The 15,298-nt window shown below is 61.6% G+C and carries 15 protein-coding genes; 10 read left to right on the top strand and 5 right to left on the bottom strand.

The features are described 5' to 3' along the window. Together BDB13_RS07985 and BDB13_RS07980 are read right to left on the bottom strand one after the other, a co-directional pair. Positions 1-1,116: an NAD(P)H-dependent flavin oxidoreductase gene (locus BDB13_RS07985; RefSeq protein WP_094271164.1), complete on the bottom strand. Its 1,116-nt coding sequence runs from the start codon at positions 1,114-1,116 to the stop codon at positions 1-3. After that, positions 1,116-2,789 carry an acyl-CoA synthetase gene (locus tag BDB13_RS07980; RefSeq protein WP_094271163.1) on the bottom strand — a complete coding sequence of 558 codons (1,674 nt, stop codon included), beginning with the start codon at positions 2,787-2,789 and terminating at the stop codon, positions 1,116-1,118. The genes BDB13_RS07985 and BDB13_RS07980 overlap by 1 nt, the downstream gene beginning before the upstream one ends. 80 nt (positions 2,790-2,869) lie before the next feature. Between BDB13_RS07980 and BDB13_RS07975 the strand changes: the two genes are divergently transcribed. Then, complete coding sequence (locus BDB13_RS07975; RefSeq protein WP_094271162.1) at positions 2,870-3,694, top strand: crotonase/enoyl-CoA hydratase family protein; 825 nt, start codon at positions 2,870-2,872, stop codon at positions 3,692-3,694. Positions 3,695-3,818: 124 nt separating this feature from the next. Here BDB13_RS07975 and BDB13_RS07970 read toward each other — a convergent pair whose 3' ends face one another. Then, positions 3,819-4,769, bottom strand: coding sequence for a hypothetical protein (locus tag BDB13_RS07970; protein ID WP_094274768.1), 951 nt, complete (start codon positions 4,767-4,769; stop codon positions 3,819-3,821). A 198-nt stretch (positions 4,770-4,967) separates the two neighbouring features. Further along, positions 4,968-6,005, bottom strand: a complete 1,038-nt coding sequence (locus BDB13_RS07965; RefSeq protein ID WP_094271161.1) for an LLM class F420-dependent oxidoreductase — start codon at positions 6,003-6,005, stop codon at positions 4,968-4,970. Positions 6,006-6,084: 79 nt separating this feature from the next. Between BDB13_RS07965 and BDB13_RS07960 the strand changes: the two genes are divergently transcribed. From BDB13_RS07960 to BDB13_RS07935, 6 genes are all read left to right on the top strand, one after another. Beyond that, positions 6,085-7,056: a Zn-ribbon domain-containing OB-fold protein gene (locus BDB13_RS07960; RefSeq protein WP_094271160.1), complete on the top strand. Its 972-nt coding sequence runs from the start codon at positions 6,085-6,087 to the stop codon at positions 7,054-7,056. A gap of 11 nt (positions 7,057-7,067) precedes the next feature. Continuing rightward, complete coding sequence (locus tag BDB13_RS07955) at positions 7,068-8,132, top strand: thiolase domain-containing protein (RefSeq protein WP_094271159.1); 1,065 nt, start codon at positions 7,068-7,070, stop codon at positions 8,130-8,132. Further along, the gene (locus BDB13_RS07950) at positions 8,132-9,313 is read left to right on the top strand and encodes a thiolase domain-containing protein (protein WP_094271158.1); all 1,182 of its coding nucleotides are present in this window, start codon (positions 8,132-8,134) and stop codon (positions 9,311-9,313) included. The genes BDB13_RS07955 and BDB13_RS07950 overlap by 1 nt, the downstream gene beginning before the upstream one ends. Before the next feature lie 12 nt (positions 9,314-9,325). Beyond that, positions 9,326-10,189, top strand: a complete 864-nt coding sequence (locus BDB13_RS07945) for a TIGR03619 family F420-dependent LLM class oxidoreductase (RefSeq protein WP_094271157.1) — start codon at positions 9,326-9,328, stop codon at positions 10,187-10,189. A gap of 8 nt (positions 10,190-10,197) precedes the next feature. Beyond that, entirely contained in the window at positions 10,198-10,608 is a 411-nt protein-coding gene (locus BDB13_RS07940; protein WP_094271156.1) for a nuclear transport factor 2 family protein, read from the top strand. 183 nt (positions 10,609-10,791) lie between these two features. Beyond that, complete coding sequence (locus BDB13_RS07935; RefSeq protein WP_094271155.1) at positions 10,792-11,172, top strand: VOC family protein; 381 nt, start codon at positions 10,792-10,794, stop codon at positions 11,170-11,172. 203 nt (positions 11,173-11,375) lie between these two features. Here BDB13_RS07935 and BDB13_RS07930 read toward each other — a convergent pair whose 3' ends face one another. Beyond that, a complete protein-coding gene (locus BDB13_RS07930; RefSeq protein ID WP_094271154.1) occupies positions 11,376-12,626 on the bottom strand; it encodes a cytochrome P450 in 1,251 nt (416 codons plus the stop codon). Positions 12,627-12,802: 176 nt separating this feature from the next. On the opposite strand from BDB13_RS07930, the gene BDB13_RS07925 reads away from it, so the two are divergent. The 3 genes from BDB13_RS07925 (at position 12,803) to BDB13_RS07915 (ending at position 15,251) form a co-directional block, all read left to right on the top strand. Beyond that, on the top strand, positions 12,803-13,966 hold the full coding sequence (locus tag BDB13_RS07925) for a steroid 3-ketoacyl-CoA thiolase (protein ID WP_094271153.1): 1,164 nt from the start codon (positions 12,803-12,805) through the stop codon (positions 13,964-13,966). Position 13,967: 1 nt separating this feature from the next. Then, complete coding sequence (locus tag BDB13_RS07920) at positions 13,968-14,459, top strand: nitroreductase family deazaflavin-dependent oxidoreductase (protein WP_094271152.1); 492 nt, start codon at positions 13,968-13,970, stop codon at positions 14,457-14,459. Positions 14,460-14,579: 120 nt separating this feature from the next. Next, a complete protein-coding gene (locus BDB13_RS07915; RefSeq protein ID WP_094271151.1) occupies positions 14,580-15,251 on the top strand; it encodes a GNAT family N-acetyltransferase in 672 nt (223 codons plus the stop codon). Positions 15,252-15,298: the final 47 nt, after the last annotated feature.

Here is a 15,298-nt window from a genome sequence, read left to right as displayed (position 1 = left end):
TTACTTCATGGAATCCAGGCGTGCTCGCGCTTCCTCGAATCCGGAAACCAGCTCGGCCATGACTTCGGCGACCGGGCGGATCTCGTTCATCCGTCCCACGATCTGACCGACGGGCATTGCCACGACGTCAGGGTTATCCGAGGCCGAAATACGTTGATGCGCATCACTGACCAGAAGATTCTGCAACGGCATCGGCAGAGCATCCGGTGCGTCGGGCTTGGACCAAGCCTCGGTCCACTTCGTCTTGAGCAACCGCGCGGGCTTGCCCGAGTAGATCCGTGAACGCACCGTATCCGACGACGTCGCCTTGAGCAGTGCCCGCTGAATGGCCGACGGGCCCTCACCGGAAGCGCTGCCCAGCTTGTACTCGGACGTGGTGAGCCAGTACGACCCCATCCAGACGCCCTGGGCACCCAAGGCCAACGCTGCCGCAACCTGACGCCCACTGCCGATACCACCGGCAGCCAACACAGGCGCACTGTCGCCTAGTGCGTCGACGATTTCGGGAACCAACACCATCGATGCGATCTCGCCGGTGTGCCCGCCCGCCTCGTAGCCCTGAGCGATCACGATGTCTACACCGTTCTCGACGTGGCGACGAGCATGTTCGACGGTTCCTGCCAGAGCTGCGACCGGCACACCCTTGGCGTGAGCCTGATCGATGACGTCCTTCGGCGGTGAGCCGAGCGCGTTCGCGATCAGGGCAATCCGGTGGCCCAGCGCGACATCGACGTGCGAACGTGCCACCGAGTGCAGCCAGCCCAACGTGCCGGTGTTGTGCTCGACATCATCGGACAGCGGCGGTACTCCGAGGTCTGCGAGTGTGCGATCGACGAAGGCCCGGTGCTCCGCCGGGATCAGCTTGTCGAGATCGACAGCGCCACCCTCGGTGGGAACCTTTGCCGGCATGACGATGTCGACGCCGTACGGCTTACCGTCGGTGTTCTCGTCCATCCAGGTCAGTACTGCTTCGAGTTCTGCCGGATCGTTGAACCGAACGCAGCCAAGTACTCCCAGGCCGCCCGCGCGACTGATAGCTGCCGCAACATGTTCCGACGGCGTGAAGCCGACGATCGGATATTCGACGCCGAACTTGTCGGCCAGGTCAGATCGCATCAGGCGTCTACACTTTCTGCTGTTGCTGCCTCGGAAGCACCATTGCCGTTGTGGTCATCGGCCTCACGCGACTCGGTTTCGGCCTTGGCCCAACGGTAATCGGGCTTGCCCGCCGGGTTGCGCTTGACCTGGTCCACGAACCACACGCTGCGCGGAATCTTGTATCCGGCAATCTCTTTGCGAGCCGCAGTGGCAATGTCACGCAGTGTCGGCGACGTACCTTCACGGACCTGGATAACCGCAGCAACGCGCTGACCGAATCGCTCGTCCGGAACGCCGACGACAAGCACGTCGAAGATGTCGGGGTGCGACTTCAGTGCGCCTTCAACCTCTTCCGGGTAAACCTTCTCGCCACCACTGTTGATCGATACCGAACCGCGGCCGAGCATCGTGACCGTGCCGTCGGCTTCGACCTGTGCGTAGTCACCCGGGATCGAGTACCGCACACCGTTGATCGTGCGGAACGTTTCTGCTGTCTTGACTTCGTCCTTGTAGTAGCCGAGCGGGATGTTGCCCTTGCGCGCAAGCATTCCGCGCTTGCCGGAACCAGGCTCGACCTCGTTGCCCTCGTCGTCGAGAACCGTTGTGGAGGCATCGATCTTGACCGTCGGACCGCCGGTGTGCTTCTGACCCTTGGCGAGTACTGCCAGGCCACCGAAACCGGTCTCGGAAGAGCCGATCGAGTCGGTAAGCAGACGGTTGGGAAGCAATTCGAGGAACTGCTCCTGGATGCTCGGAGAGAACAGCGCAGCACTGCTGGCCATCACGTACAGCGTCGAAAGATCGTACGGTTCACCGGTTTCGGGGTTTCCGGCGATCAGAGCGTCGAGCATCGGACGGCCCATTGCGTCGCCGGTGATGAAGATCAGGTTGATCTTGTACTTGTCGATGTTCTTCCACACCTCGTGTGCGTCGAACTCCGGGTGCATCAGAAGTGTTCCGCCGCCGAAAAGGCTGTGGAAGACAGCCGACTGCGAACCACCGTGAATCATCGGCGGGATCGGGTAGCGAATCATGCTCGGGTTGGCAGCGCCGACCTTCGCCATCTCGTACTCGTCTTCGACGGGAACGCCGGTGACGAAGTTGATTCCGCCGCCGAGTACGCGCCACCAGTCCTCGTGACGCCACATGACGCCCTTCGGGTTACCAGTCGTGCCACCGGTGTAGAGCATGAAGATGTCGTCGTTGCTGCGCGGCCCGAAATCACGCTCACCTGAACTCTGCGCCAGAGCTGCTTCGTATTCGATGCCGAACGACGAGTAGTCGATATCGGTGCCGTCTTCGACGACGACGACAGACTTGACGAGGGGGCTGTTCGGAAGGACATTTGCGATCTTGTCGGCGTAGCGACGTTCTGCAACCAGAGCAACCATGTCCGAATTGTCGAAGATGTATTGCAACTCGTTCTCGACGTAGCGGTAGTTGATGTTGACCATCACCGCCCGGATCTTGAAGACTGCAACCATGGCTTCGATGGCCTCGGGGACGTTGCGGCAGTAGATGCCGACCTTGTCACCTGGCTTGACGCCATGTTCGAGCAGGTAGTGACCGAGCCTGTTGGCACGGTCTTCCAGTTGCGCGTATGTCACCTCTCCGGCATCGGAGACCAGTGCCACCCGGTCCGGATTGAGGTCGATCGAGTGCTCTACGAAGTCTGCGATGTTAAGGGCCACACCGTTCAAAGTAGAACGTGTTACCGTTTCTGGCAAGACCCAATTTGAGAGCCAGCTCACAAACCGCCCAGGAGTCATCAGTGTCCTCAACGACGACCGAAAAATCCGACACGTCGGAAACAGCGCCGCACGCCCTCGTCGAGAAGCGCGGTCACGTCCTGATCATCACCATGAACCGCCCCGAACGTAAGAACGCCATCACCGGCGAGATGATGGCGATCATGGTCGACGCGTGGAATCAGGTCGACAACGACCCCGACATTCGCGTCGCCGTCCTCACCGGAGCCGGCGGCGATTTCTGCGCCGGAGCTGATCTCAAGAACATGGCCGCCAAGCCCCCCGGAGACGCCTTCGCCGAGGGCGGAGTCGACATGTCCAAGATCGAGGGTCTCCTCAAGGGTCGTCGCCTCACCAAGCCTCTCATCGCCGCCGTCGAGGGCGCTGCCATCGCGGGCGGCACCGAAATCCTTCAGGGCACCGACATTCGCGTTGCCGGCGAGAGCGCCAAGTTCGGTGTCTCCGAAGCCAAGTGGGGCCTCTTCCCCATGGGCGGCTCCGCAGTGCGTCTGGTCCGCCAGATTCCGTACACGATTGCTGCTGACATCCTGCTGACCGGCCGCCACATCAAGGCGTCCGAAGCCAAGGAAATGGGCCTCATCGGTCACGTCGTCCCGGACGGTCAGGCACTGGACAAGGCACTCGAACTTGCCGAACTCGTCGCTGCCAACGGCCCTCTCGCCGTCCAGGCCATCCTCAAGACCATCCGCGACACCGAGGGAATGCATGAGGAAGCCGCATTCCAGATCGACTCGAAGTTGGGCCAGACGGTCTTCATGAGCGCTGACGCGAAGGAAGGCCCCCGAGCCTTCGGCGAGAGGCGAGCGCCCAACTTCAAGGGCGCCTGAGCGCTCCTGCAGTCCCCTGCCCCCCTTTCCGAGCGAACGTACCTTTCGGCGCATCTAAGGCGACGAAAGGTGCGTTCGCTCGGTCTGTTTCGGTCCGCTTCATCCGATATGTATCGATTTCCGTTCATCGCGCGACGGCTGACACCGGTGGTCGTGGACGGGAGCAGGCCAGCGCGTAGTGCCGTTGAAGGTCGTCAATCACCCGCGCCGGGTCAGTTCGCAGCGCACTCGGCACAGTCGGCAGCACGATGATGCCGGCGTTTTGCATGCGCGTCCGACGCTCGACGGTGCGCTTGTAGTCCGTCGGCGACAGATGCCATTCCAGTGAATCGATGTCCCAGGCGAATGCCACAGAGTCGATCCATCCGTCCGGAATTGCGATGAACTTCCTGTCTGCATCCCGTATTTCACGGTTGAAGAGCATCTCCGGCAGGCCACTTCGCCTCCACAATTCCCTCGCCTCGATTTCGGGGACGGAGTGCAGATTGGCGTTCACCTCACGCAACACCGCGCGTGGAAGGGCAGATCCACGACAGCTCCCCGCATCCAGTTCTTTGGCGAGTTCACGCACAGACGCATCACCGCGCTGAATAACCTCGGCGATCAGCGACCGAGTGGGATCCAACGCTTTGCATCGCCGTGCAGCATCGAGCAGCGCCCTGGGTAACGGCGCGCACCGAACACCGTTCCGCATCACTGGTTCAGGCAATCGAATTGTTCGCTCCGCCACCACAAATCCCACCGATTGAGCACGTCGATGCATCGGGATGAGCACCTGTACATCACTCGAGTTGCTTCGGTACCCGTATTCGGACAGCGCTGATCTGCCAGTGAGCATCGCGCCGTCGCCACTGAACATGAGCGCCGCTACTGCTCGCTGCCTCGGCGTCGGCTGACCATTTCCAAGCAGGATGACGCCCGGAAGTATCCGTTGCCACGGCCCACCCGCACGGCATCGTCCGTGAACTGCTGAATTCGAGACCTTCAGTCGCGCAAGTTCCGACGTTCGAATCACGCCACTTGTGCTGGCTCGGTAGATCTGGTCGGGGTCCCGGCCCCATTCTCCTCGACGCATAGTTGCAGCATGGTGCAGACGCAGACACCACCCCATGTGTCGACCTGGGGTTTTACAGTGGCCTGTGGATAACTTTTGTGGTGCGAAAGTGGCGTTGATCGCCTTAGATACGCCGAAAGGTACGTTCGCTCAAAAGAAGGTGGGCATCCGACAATCCAGCTAGCGCCCCTTCGGCATACTGGGGAATAGTCGCTGCCGTCAGCCCAGCACTGCTTCCGCCAATGACCGCACATGATCGGCGCTGCGGCAGGTCACCAGCAGCATGGTGACGCCGGCATCCTCCCAGCGTTTGACGTCGGCTCGTACCTCGTCGATGTTGCCGATGATCATGGTTTCCGTGACCATTTCGTCGGGGACGACGGCAGCGGCTTCTTCCTTACGGCCGGACATGAAGAGGCGGCCGATCTCGTCGACCTCCTTCTCGTAGCCCATCCGCTTGTAAACCTGGGCGTGAAAGTTCAACTCCGGGGCGCCCATTCCGCCGACGTACAGGGCGGTCATCGGCTTGAGAGCATCAATGGTGGCGGCGCGATCATCGGTGACGACGACCTGACAGGTGGCGGCTACCTCGAAGTTTTCGCGGGTACGACGCGCGCCCTCCCGAGCGAAGCCTTCGTCGAGCCACTTGTTGTACATCGGTGCGAGGCGCGGGGTGTAGTAGATCGCGAGCCACCCGTCGGCGATTTCTCCCGCGAGCGCAACGTTTTTCGGGCCTTCGGCGCCGAGCCAGATGGGGATGTCTGCGCGCACCGGGTGCGTAATGGGCTTGAGTGGCTTGCCGAGGCCCGAACTGCCGGGTCCGTTGTAGGGCAGAGGGTAGTGCGGTCCGGCACTGGTCACGGGCGCCTCACGGGCGAGAACCTGGCGGACGATCGACACGTATTCGCGAGTGCGCGCGAGTGGCTTCTCGAAGGGTTGGCCATACCAGCCTTCGACGACCTGGGGTCCGGATACTCCCAGCCCCAGGATCGTTCGACCGCCACTGAGGTGGTCGAGTGTGAGTGCGTGCATCGCGCAGCTCGTTGGCGTCCGTGCGGAAATTTGCACGACGGACGTACCCAGTTTGACCTTCTCGGTCCGGGACCCCCACCACGCCAATGGCGTGAATGCGTCCGACCCCCAGGATTCGGCGGCGAAGACGGCGTCGAAACCCGCACCTTCGGCGGCCTCGATCAACTCCGGGGCGTTCGTGGGCGGCTGTGCGCCCCAGTATCCGAGTTGCAACCCAAGCTTCATCTCGCGCCTCCGTATCACCGGTGATCAGTCGTGACTCTTGCCACATTCACTAGAACCTGTTCTACTCGATCTTGTGACCATGGGAAAGAGCGGGGTGGCAGAGAAGCCACTGAGCGCACCACTAAAGCTGGAATTCAACTACACCCGATCAACGGGTCCGACCATTGGCGCGTTCGTGAGTGCGCTGCGTAATCGCAAGGTGATCGGGGCTCTCGGGTCCGATGGCCGCGTGTTTGTACCACCGCAGGAATTTGATCCGATTACCGCTGAACCTCTCACGGAATTCGTCGGAGTTTCCGACGGCGGCACCGTGGTGAGCTGGACGTGGAATGCCGAGCCGCTCGAAGGGCAGCCTCTCGCCAAGCCGTTTGCGTGGGCTCTCATCAAGCTCGACGGCGCAGATACCACGATGCTCCACGCTGTGGACGTCGATTCGTCTGATGCGATCAGCACCGGCCTGCGGGTTCGCGCCCGCTGGGCAGCCGAGCGTGTCGGGCAGATCCAGGATATCGAGTGCTTCGAACCGGGCGAGACCGAAAATGGTGTCGCGACACTGGATTCCGAAGGGGATCCGGTCACTATGATCACCACCCCAATTTCGCTCGACTTCATGCATACGGCATCACTCGGCGAAAGTTTCTACCTGCGCGGGTTGGCTGAAGGCAAGCTGATCGGTGGCCGCTCCGGCCCCAACGACAAGGTCTACATCCCGCCTCGCGGAACCAACCCGACCAACGGACGCCCCATCACCGAGCAGGTCGAGTTGCCGGACCGCGGCATCATCACCACGTTCTGCATCGTCAACGTTCCGTTCCTCGGACAGCAGATCAAGCCGCCCTATGTCGCGGCCTACGTACTTCTCGACGGCGCCGACATCGCGTTCCTACACCTGATTCTCGAATGCGACGCGGCCGACGTGCGAATGGGTATGCGCGTCGAAGCCAAGTGGAAGCCTCGCGAGGAGTGGGGTTACGGCCTCGAAAACATCGAGTACTTCCGGCCGACGGGTGAACCCGACGCCGAGTACGACACCTACAAGCACCATCTGTAAAGGGCTCAGACATGACCGACATCGCAGTCGTGGGCTTCGCGCAGGCCCCACACGTTCGTGAAACAACCGGCACCACCAATGGTGTCGAAATGCTCGTCCCCTGCTTCGATCAGTTGTATTCGGAATTGGGAATCACCAAGACCGACATCGGTTTCTGGTGCTCCGGGTCCTCCGACTACCTCGCAGGTCGCTCATTCTCGTTCATCGCCGCAATCGATGCGATCGGCGCAGTTCCGCCGATCAACGAATCTCACGTCGAGATGGATGCTGCTTGGGCTCTCTACGAGGCCTGGGTCAAGATCATGACCGGCGAGGTCGAGACCGCGTTGGTCTACGGCTTCGGCAAGTCATCGGCCGGAAATCTGCGCAAAATCCTTGCGATGCAGCTTGATCCGTATGTTGTTGCTCCGCTGTGGCCGGACTCTGTCGCTATCGCCGGTCTCCAGGCGCGCCTGGGTCTCGACGCCGGCAAGTGGACGGAAGAGGAAATGGCGGAGGTTGCCGTTCGCAGCCGTCGTAACGCGAAGAACAATCCCAACGCGCAGCTCTCCGGCGACGTAATCGCCGAATCTCTGCTCGCCAGCCCGTTTTTGGCAGATCCGCTGCGTATGCACGATTGTGCGCCCATCACCGACGGCGCCGCAGCCATCGTCCTGGCCTCGGGTAATCGCGCCCGCGACCTGTGCGAGCGTCCGGCGTGGATCACCGGCATCGAGCATCGGATCGACTCCCCCAACCTCGGTGGCCGCGACCTCACGATCTCGGCCTCTACCGCTTCGGCAGCCAAAGCTGCGACGCGCGGCAATGTCGCCGACATCGACATCGCGGAACTGCATGCACCGTTCACCCACCAGGAGCTGATCCTGCGTGAGGCAATCGGTCTCACCGACGCCACGGCGATCAACCCTTCGGGTGGTTCGCTGAGCGGCAACGCCATGTTTGCCGGCGGGCTGGAACGAATCGGCTACGCGGCCAAGGCAATTATCGACGGCAACGCAAACCGCGCGTTGGCTCACGCAACCAGTGGCCCTGCGCTGCAGCAGAACCTGGTAGCAGTATTGGAGGGACGTAACTGATGGCCGGATCGCCTCAACTCGCAGCCGTGCTCGGCACCGGCCAAACCCATTATGTCGCCAAGCGGCACGATGTCTCCATGGCGGGACTGGTCCGCGAGGCCATCGACCGCGCTATGGAAGACGCCCACGTCGGCTGGGACGACATCGACGCGATCGTCATCGGCAAGGCCCCTGACCTGTTCGAGGGTTCGATGATGCCGGAGCTCGCGATGGCGGATGCTCTGGGCGCCAACGGAAAACCGCTCATTCGCGTACACACTGCAGGTTCGGTGGGTGGCTCGACGGCCATCGTTGCATCCAGTTTGGTGAAATCGGGTGTGCACAAGCGGGTTCTGACTGTCGCTTGGGAGAAGCAGTCCGAGTCCAATGCAATGTGGGCCTTGTCCACTCCCGTTCCGTTCTTGATGCCCGTGGGCGCCGGAGCCGGTGGCTACTTCGCGCCGCACGTCCGTTCGTACATCCGCCGCTCGGGTGCTCCGTCGCACATCGGTTCCATTGTCGCGGCGAAGGATCGCCTCAACGGCAGCATCAATCCGTACGCACACCTCAAGCAACCCGACATCACCCCCGAGTCCGTCCAGGCTTCGCAGATGCTGTGGGACCCGATCCGTTTCGACGAGACCTGCCCGTCCTCGGACGGCGCTTGCGCGATAGTGATCGGCAACGAAGAAGCTGCCGCCGAGGCCGAAGCTGACGGTCGCACCGTGGCCTGGATCCATGCCACGGCCATGCGCACCGAACCGACGTTCTTCGCCGGACGCGACCAGGTGAACCCGCAGGCCGGCCGCGACGCCGCGGCAGCGCTGTGGAAAGCCGCCGGTATCACCGATCCGATCAACGAGATCGACTGCGCCGAAATCTATGTGCCGTTCTCCTGGTTCGAGCCGATGTGGCTCGAGAACCTCGGCTTCGCAGCCGAAGGTGAAGGGTGGAAACTGAGCGAGGCCGGCGAGACCGCGATCGGCGGCAAGCTGCCCGTCAACGCGTCGGGTGGCGTTCTCTCGTCCAACCCGATCGGCGCTTCGGGCATGATTCGTTTCGCTGAATCTGCCATCCAGGTCATGGGTCGCGCAGGCGCACACCAGGTAGCCGGCGCGCGTAAGGCCCTCGGTCATGCGTACGGCGGAGGTTCGCAGTACTTCTCGATGTGGGTGGTCGGTTCCGATCGCCCCACCAACTAAGGGGTAGTCAATATGAAGTTCACCGTCGGGGTTGCCATGATCCCCCTGGATCAGCTGCCCGGTATTGCCAAAACCGCTGAGGAGTGCGGCTACTCGTCGATTGCTCTGCCGGATTCACTGTTCTTTATGGAAACCCAGACGGCGGACTACCCGTACACCCCGGACGGGTCTCGGATGTGGAATGCCGAGACCCCCTGGGTTGATCCACTCATCGCTGCCGCCGCCATGGGCGCTGTCACCGAGAAGATCGAGTTCTACACGCAGGTACTCAAGCTCGGTAGCCGCAATCCCGTCCTCCTGGCTCGCCAGGTCGGATCGGTTGCCGCACTGACGAACAACCGATTCGGCTTCGGCGTCGGAATCGGTTGGGCGCCGGAAGAGTTCGAGTGGTGCGGGGCTCCGTACAAGCGTCGCGGCGCTCGTGTCGACGAAATGATCGACGTCATCAAGCTCATCCTCAGCGGCGGGATGGTCGAATACCATGGCGAATTCTTCGATTTCGATCGTCTCCAGATGAGCCCGACACCCACCAAACCTGTTCCGTTCTATGTCGGCGGGCACACCGAGGTGGCACTCAAGCGTGCCGCTCGCGTCGGCGACGGGTGGACGTCGGCGATGATCAAGTTCGACGATCTGGTCGGCGTCATCGCACGACTGAAAGAGCTTCGCACCGAATACGGCCGCGAGAACGAGCCGTTCGAGATCCAGACCGTGTGCATCGACCGCTTCGGCAAGTCCGGTTACGCCGAACTCGAAGAGGCCGGAGTGACCGACATCATCACGGTTCCTTGGGCTTTCGACGGCATCGCGTTTGATGCTCCGCTCGAAGCCAAGCAGGAATCATTGCGCAAGTTCGCCGACCAGTACATCAAGTAAGGGACACGATGACCACTGAGCACCCCGCCCGCGTCGCCGGCAACGCCTCCCGCGCTGCGGCAATCGCCAAGAACAAGGACGAGTGGCTTGCACTCTTCGCCGAGGACGGCTGGGTCGAAGATCCCGTCGGCCCTTCGGGTTTCGATCCCGAAGGCAAGGGCCACCACGGCCGCGAAGCCATCTCCAAGTTCTACGACATGACCATCGCCACCGCCGATTCGCTCGAGTTCCTCATCGACGATTCTCTGGTGTGCGGCAATGAGAACGTCAACATCGGGAAGATCCGGACCAGTGTCGGCGGCATGATGATTGACGCCGAGGGCGTCTTCGTCTATCGCGTCAACGACGAGGGAAAGATCCAGTCGTTGCGTGCGTTCTGGGAAGTTGATCGTGCAATGAAGACTGCTCGCAAGGTCTGAATCGACAACTCGAAGACTGCTCGCAAGGTCTGAATCGACAGCAACTTCGTACGGCCCCGGTCATGGACCGGGGCCGTACGAGGTTGCGCTGCAAGGGCCGAAATGGTTTCCTGGGTATCAACGTCGCGTGTCGATGGCGGACTGCGCCAGGCATGGAGGCGTCGTACTTCAAGGGGTCGACAGATGACCATTTCGTTCAACCACACCATTGTTGCCGCACAAGACCGTCAAGAGTCGGCATGGTTCTTCACCCACATGTTCGGCCTGCCCGGCCCGGTAGAGGTTGGGCACTTTCTTGCCGTCGCGCTCGATCATCGAGTTTCCTTGGATTTCGTCCAGGTTGAGAAGGACGCCGAGATAGCGCCTCAGCACTACGCATTCTTGGTCTCCGAGAAGGACTTCGACGGTATCTACCAGCGGATCACAGACTTGAAACTTGATCACTGGGCGGATCCACGCCAGTCGAGCACCGGCTTCAACACCAACGACGGTGGACGCGGCGTGTACTTCCTCGACCCGTCGGGCCATTTCCTCGAAGCCATCACCAAACCGTACGGCGGCTGAAACTCCAAGGGCCGATTGGAACTACAAAAGCGGCGCCTGCGGGAGATGAGGGATCCCACAGACGCCGCCCTAGTTCCGAATTACCCGACTAAGGGCCATCCGAAACGTTCAGATGTAGTTCTGTGTAGGCGGGAGCGATAAACGTTGCTCCCGCGACCTACACAAACCTACTCGCCGGTTACTAACTCAGTATAGAGCTAGTTTCAGTGCTTAACCGGACAACCGGCAGTCTTGTAATCAACCTGAAACTCTTTGATGCCGTTGAGCCAACCGGAACGCAGGCGACGGGGGTCTCCGAGCCGGGTGATGTCCGGAAGGTGGTCGGCAATCGCATTGAAAATCAGATCGATTTCGAGGCGTGCAAGGTTCGCGCCGACGCAGTAGTGCGCACCGGTGCCACCGAAGCCGACATGCGGATTGGGATCGCGCATGATGTCGAACTTCGTCGGGTTCTCGAAGGCTTCTTCGTCAAAGTTGGCCGACGCGTACATCATCACTACGCGGTCGCCCTTCTTGATCTTCTGGCCACCGACCTCGGTGTCCTCGAGCGCGGTGCGCTGGAAGGACGTAACCGGGGTTGCCCAACGAACGATCTCGTCAGCAGCGGTCTTCGGCCGTTCCTTCTTGTACAGCTCCCACTGGTCGGGATTGTCGAGGAACGCGACCATGCCGTGTGTGATGGCATTGCGAGTGGTCTCGTTGCCCGCGACCGCGAGCAGGATCACGAAGAAGCCGAATTCCTCTGGGGAGAGCTCATTTCCGTCGATGTCAGCTTCGATGAGCTTGGTGACGATATCGTCAGCCGGGCACTTCTTGCGCGCGTCGGCCATCTGGTAGGCGTAGCCGAGGATCTCCATGGATGCGACGTTCGGATCGATGTCGAACTCGGGGTCGTCGTACGACGTCATCTGGTTGGACCAGTCGAAGAGCTTCACGCGGTCTTCTTGCGGCACACCGAGAAGTTCCGCGATTGCCTGAAGCGGAAGCTCCGAAGCGACCTGGGTGACGAAGTCGCCGGCACCGCTCTCGGCGGCCGCCTTCACAATCTTCTCGGCACGCTCGGTGAGCTCGTCACGCAGGCTGTTAATGGCCCGAGGCGTGAAGCCGCGGGAAACCAGCTTGCGAAGCTTGGTGTGTTCCGGAGCATCCTTGTTGATGAGGATGAAGCGCTGCATCTCGACGTTCTCACGCGGGATGTCGTCTGCGAAGCGCGGAATCGCGGTGTTCTCGTGCGTCGAGAAGACGTCGTTGCGCTGCGAGACGTCGCGGACGTCTTCGTTCCGGCTGACGACCCAGTAACCCTCGTCCTGGAATCCACCGACCTCGGGCGGCTGCGGGTTCCACCACACGGGGGCGGTCTTCCGCAGTTCGGCGAATTCCTCGAAAGGCATCCGATCCGCGTAGATATCAGGGTCCGTGAAGTCGAATCCCTCGGGCAATGCGGGCTGTGCCACTACGTCTCTCCTAGCCTGAGCCTTTTCATCACCGGGGGTGATGCGTATCCGTGATGTGTAACACGTTCTACTTACATTGAAACACAACCCTGCTTACTAGGGAAGGAAAGGTAGTCAGGTCTTGCTTCCAGCAGAGAACTTGTTCTACTTTTCATAACAAGGAAAGGAGCCCCACTATGGGCAACCCAGTAATCGTCGAGGCCGTTCGCACCCCCATCGGAAAGCGTGGAGGTTGGCTCGCCGGCGTTCATGCGGCCGAGATCCTCGGCGCAGCACAGAAGGGTGTCCTCGAGCGTTCGGGAATCGACCCGATGCTGATCGAGCAGGTCATCGGCGGCTGTGTCACGCAGGCCGGCGCGCAGTCCAACAACATCACACGCACCGCTTGGCTGCATGCCGGACTGCCCTGGCAGACCGGTGCCACCACCGTCGACTGCCAGTGTGGATCTGCGCAGCAGGCCAACCACTTGATCGCCGGCCTGATCGCCACCGGCGCTATCGACGCAGGCGTCGCCTGTGGCGTCGAAGCAATGAGCCAGGTTCCCCTCGGAGCAAACGTCGGCGACAAAGCCGGCCCCCGTCGTCCGGCTTCGTGGGACGTCGACCTGCCGGCCCAGTTCGAAGCTGCCGAGCGCATCGCGCGTCGACGCGGACTGACCCGCGACGACCTCGATGCCCTCGGTGTCCGCTCGCAGGCACTGGCAAAGCAAGCTTGGGACGAAGGCCGCTTCGACCGTGAGGTGCTCGAACTTTCCGCACCCCAGATCGACAAGGAAGGAAACCTGACGGGCGAGACCAAGCTGGTCAACCGCGATCAGGGTCTGCGCGATACGACGACAGAAGCACTGGCTCGCTTGAAGCCGGTCATGGAAGGCGCAATCCACACTGCCGGAACGTCTTCGCAGATTTCCGACGGCGCAGCCGCCATCCTGTTGATGGACGAGGACAAGGCTCGCGCGCTCGGCCTCAAGCCCCGTGCCCGCATCATCTCGCAGGCTCTCGTCGGCGCCGAAACCGAGTTCCACCTCGACGGCCCGGTGCAGGCCACGACCAAGGTCCTCGAGAAGAGCGGCATGAAGATCGGCGATCTCGATCTGTTCGAGGTCAATGAAGCATTTGCCGCGGTCGCGCTGTCCTGGGCTCAGGTTCACGGACCGGACTTCGACAAGGTCAACGTCAACGGCGGCGCCCTCGCTCTCGGACACCCCGTCGGCAGCACCGGCTCGCGGTTGATTACGACCGCTCTGCACGAACTCGAGCGTCGTGACGGTTCCACCGCGTTGATCACGATGTGCGCCGGCGGCGCACTGGCAACCGGCACGATCATCGAGCGCATCTGAAATGAGCACTCCCCCAGTTAAACCCAAGGGACTCGACGCACCGGCGACGGTCACCATCATCAAGTGGATGTCGAAGGCAAACGTCGCGATGTATCGAGCGACTGGTGGAAAGCTGGGCAGCACGTGGCGGGTCGGCAGTGCGTTTCGACGCGGACTGCCGATCTGCCTGCTCACCACAACGGGCCGCAAATCCGGCGAGGAGCGCATCAGTCCGTTGCTGTTTCTCGAGGACAGCGACAACGTGATTCTGGTGGCGTCGCAAGGCGGGCTCCCCAAGAACCCGATGTGGTACCTCAACGTCAAGGCCGATCCCGTGGTGACGGTGCAGATCAAGTCGCGGACCCGGTCGATGAAGGCCCGCGTTGCGACGGATGAGGAGCGCGCTGCGCTGTGGCCGAAATTGACGGCGATGTACGCCGACTTCGACAACTACCAAGCCTGGACGGATCGAGTCATCCCGGTGATCGTGTGTGAGCCGTTGCAACAGGCGTGAGACGCGTTCCACCCCGTGTCGTGAGACCAACGGGTGCCATCTGCGGCGAAGTGACGCAGTATTGAGTCGTAACGGTCCGCACGACACTACGTTTGCAGCCTCGAACAGCAAGGAGTCTTTATGACGACGCACATTCAAGATCAGATCCTGGACCGTCGAGAGCTCACCGCCGCGCTCGTTCGCGCGTTGGAACGACGGCACGAGGTCCTGGATGCCGTCGTCGACAGCGCTGATCATCAGGCTGCCGTGACGACGGTTGCAGAACTGCTCGGCACCTCCGCCACTAACGCAGAAGCCGTGTTGGGCCTCAAGTTCAGTGCCCTGACCAAAGCGGCACGCGACCGCATCCAGAGCGAACTCGAGAACCTCGACGCCACCCTGGAATGGACCACCGTGGATCGTCCCGCCAGCAGCGGCGCGCACTTCAATCTGCGCCCGTTCAGCACCAGCCCGGAGGACGCGGCTCTGTTCGCTACACGTTCGGCAGAACAGCTCGACGAGAACGGCGCTCCGTGGGCCGAAGATCGAATCGGAGCGGAGCGGACAGCAGGCTTGGGTCGCATCGAAGACGAAAGCGCAGCTTGGTTTGTCGCCGAAGATGTTTCAGCCGGTGTTCCGGAGAGCGTCGGCCTGGTTTTCGGTGAGCTCACCGATCAGGAAGTGAATGTCGCGATCTGGATCGCTCCGCAGGCCCGTAAGAAGGGTTACGGCACGGCCTGCATCAAGCATGCACGCCGCGAGCTGGCTGCGGAGTTCCCCGGCACGGTTCTGGTGGTTCGGGCGAAGGCTTAGGGGCAAAGCCCCTGTGCGCCTTTTTGGTAGTGGTCGCTACCAAAAAG

Origin of the sequence: Rhodococcus sp. OK302 (genome assembly GCF_002245895.1) — a bacterium.
Lineage (GTDB): Bacteria > Actinomycetota > Actinomycetes > Mycobacteriales > Mycobacteriaceae > Rhodococcus_F.
Note: the sequence above shows the minus strand (reverse complement) of the source record. Positions and strands in the feature narration are given on the sequence as shown.

Coding starts and splice junctions, on each gene's coding strand:
- BDB13_RS07935 (WP_094271155.1), top strand. CDS start 10,792: ATGACCATTTCGTTCAACCACACCATTGTTGCCGCACAAGACCGTCAA.
- BDB13_RS07965 (WP_094271161.1), bottom strand. CDS start 6,005: ATGAAGCTTGGGTTGCAACTCGGATACTGGGGCGCACAGCCGCCCACG.
- BDB13_RS07940 (WP_094271156.1), top strand. CDS start 10,198: ATGACCACTGAGCACCCCGCCCGCGTCGCCGGCAACGCCTCCCGCGCT.
- BDB13_RS07955 (WP_094271159.1), top strand. CDS start 7,068: ATGACCGACATCGCAGTCGTGGGCTTCGCGCAGGCCCCACACGTTCGT.
- BDB13_RS07925 (WP_094271153.1), top strand. CDS start 12,803: ATGGGCAACCCAGTAATCGTCGAGGCCGTTCGCACCCCCATCGGAAAG.
- BDB13_RS07945 (WP_094271157.1), top strand. CDS start 9,326: ATGAAGTTCACCGTCGGGGTTGCCATGATCCCCCTGGATCAGCTGCCC.
- BDB13_RS07920 (WP_094271152.1), top strand. CDS start 13,968: ATGAGCACTCCCCCAGTTAAACCCAAGGGACTCGACGCACCGGCGACG.
- BDB13_RS07985 (WP_094271164.1), bottom strand. CDS start 1,116: ATGCGATCTGACCTGGCCGACAAGTTCGGCGTCGAATATCCGATCGTC.
- BDB13_RS07915 (WP_094271151.1), top strand. CDS start 14,580: ATGACGACGCACATTCAAGATCAGATCCTGGACCGTCGAGAGCTCACC.
- BDB13_RS07950 (WP_094271158.1), top strand. CDS start 8,132: ATGGCCGGATCGCCTCAACTCGCAGCCGTGCTCGGCACCGGCCAAACC.
- BDB13_RS07970 (WP_094274768.1), bottom strand. CDS start 4,769: ATGCGTCGAGGAGAATGGGGCCGGGACCCCGACCAGATCTACCGAGCC.
- BDB13_RS07960 (WP_094271160.1), top strand. CDS start 6,085: ATGGGAAAGAGCGGGGTGGCAGAGAAGCCACTGAGCGCACCACTAAAG.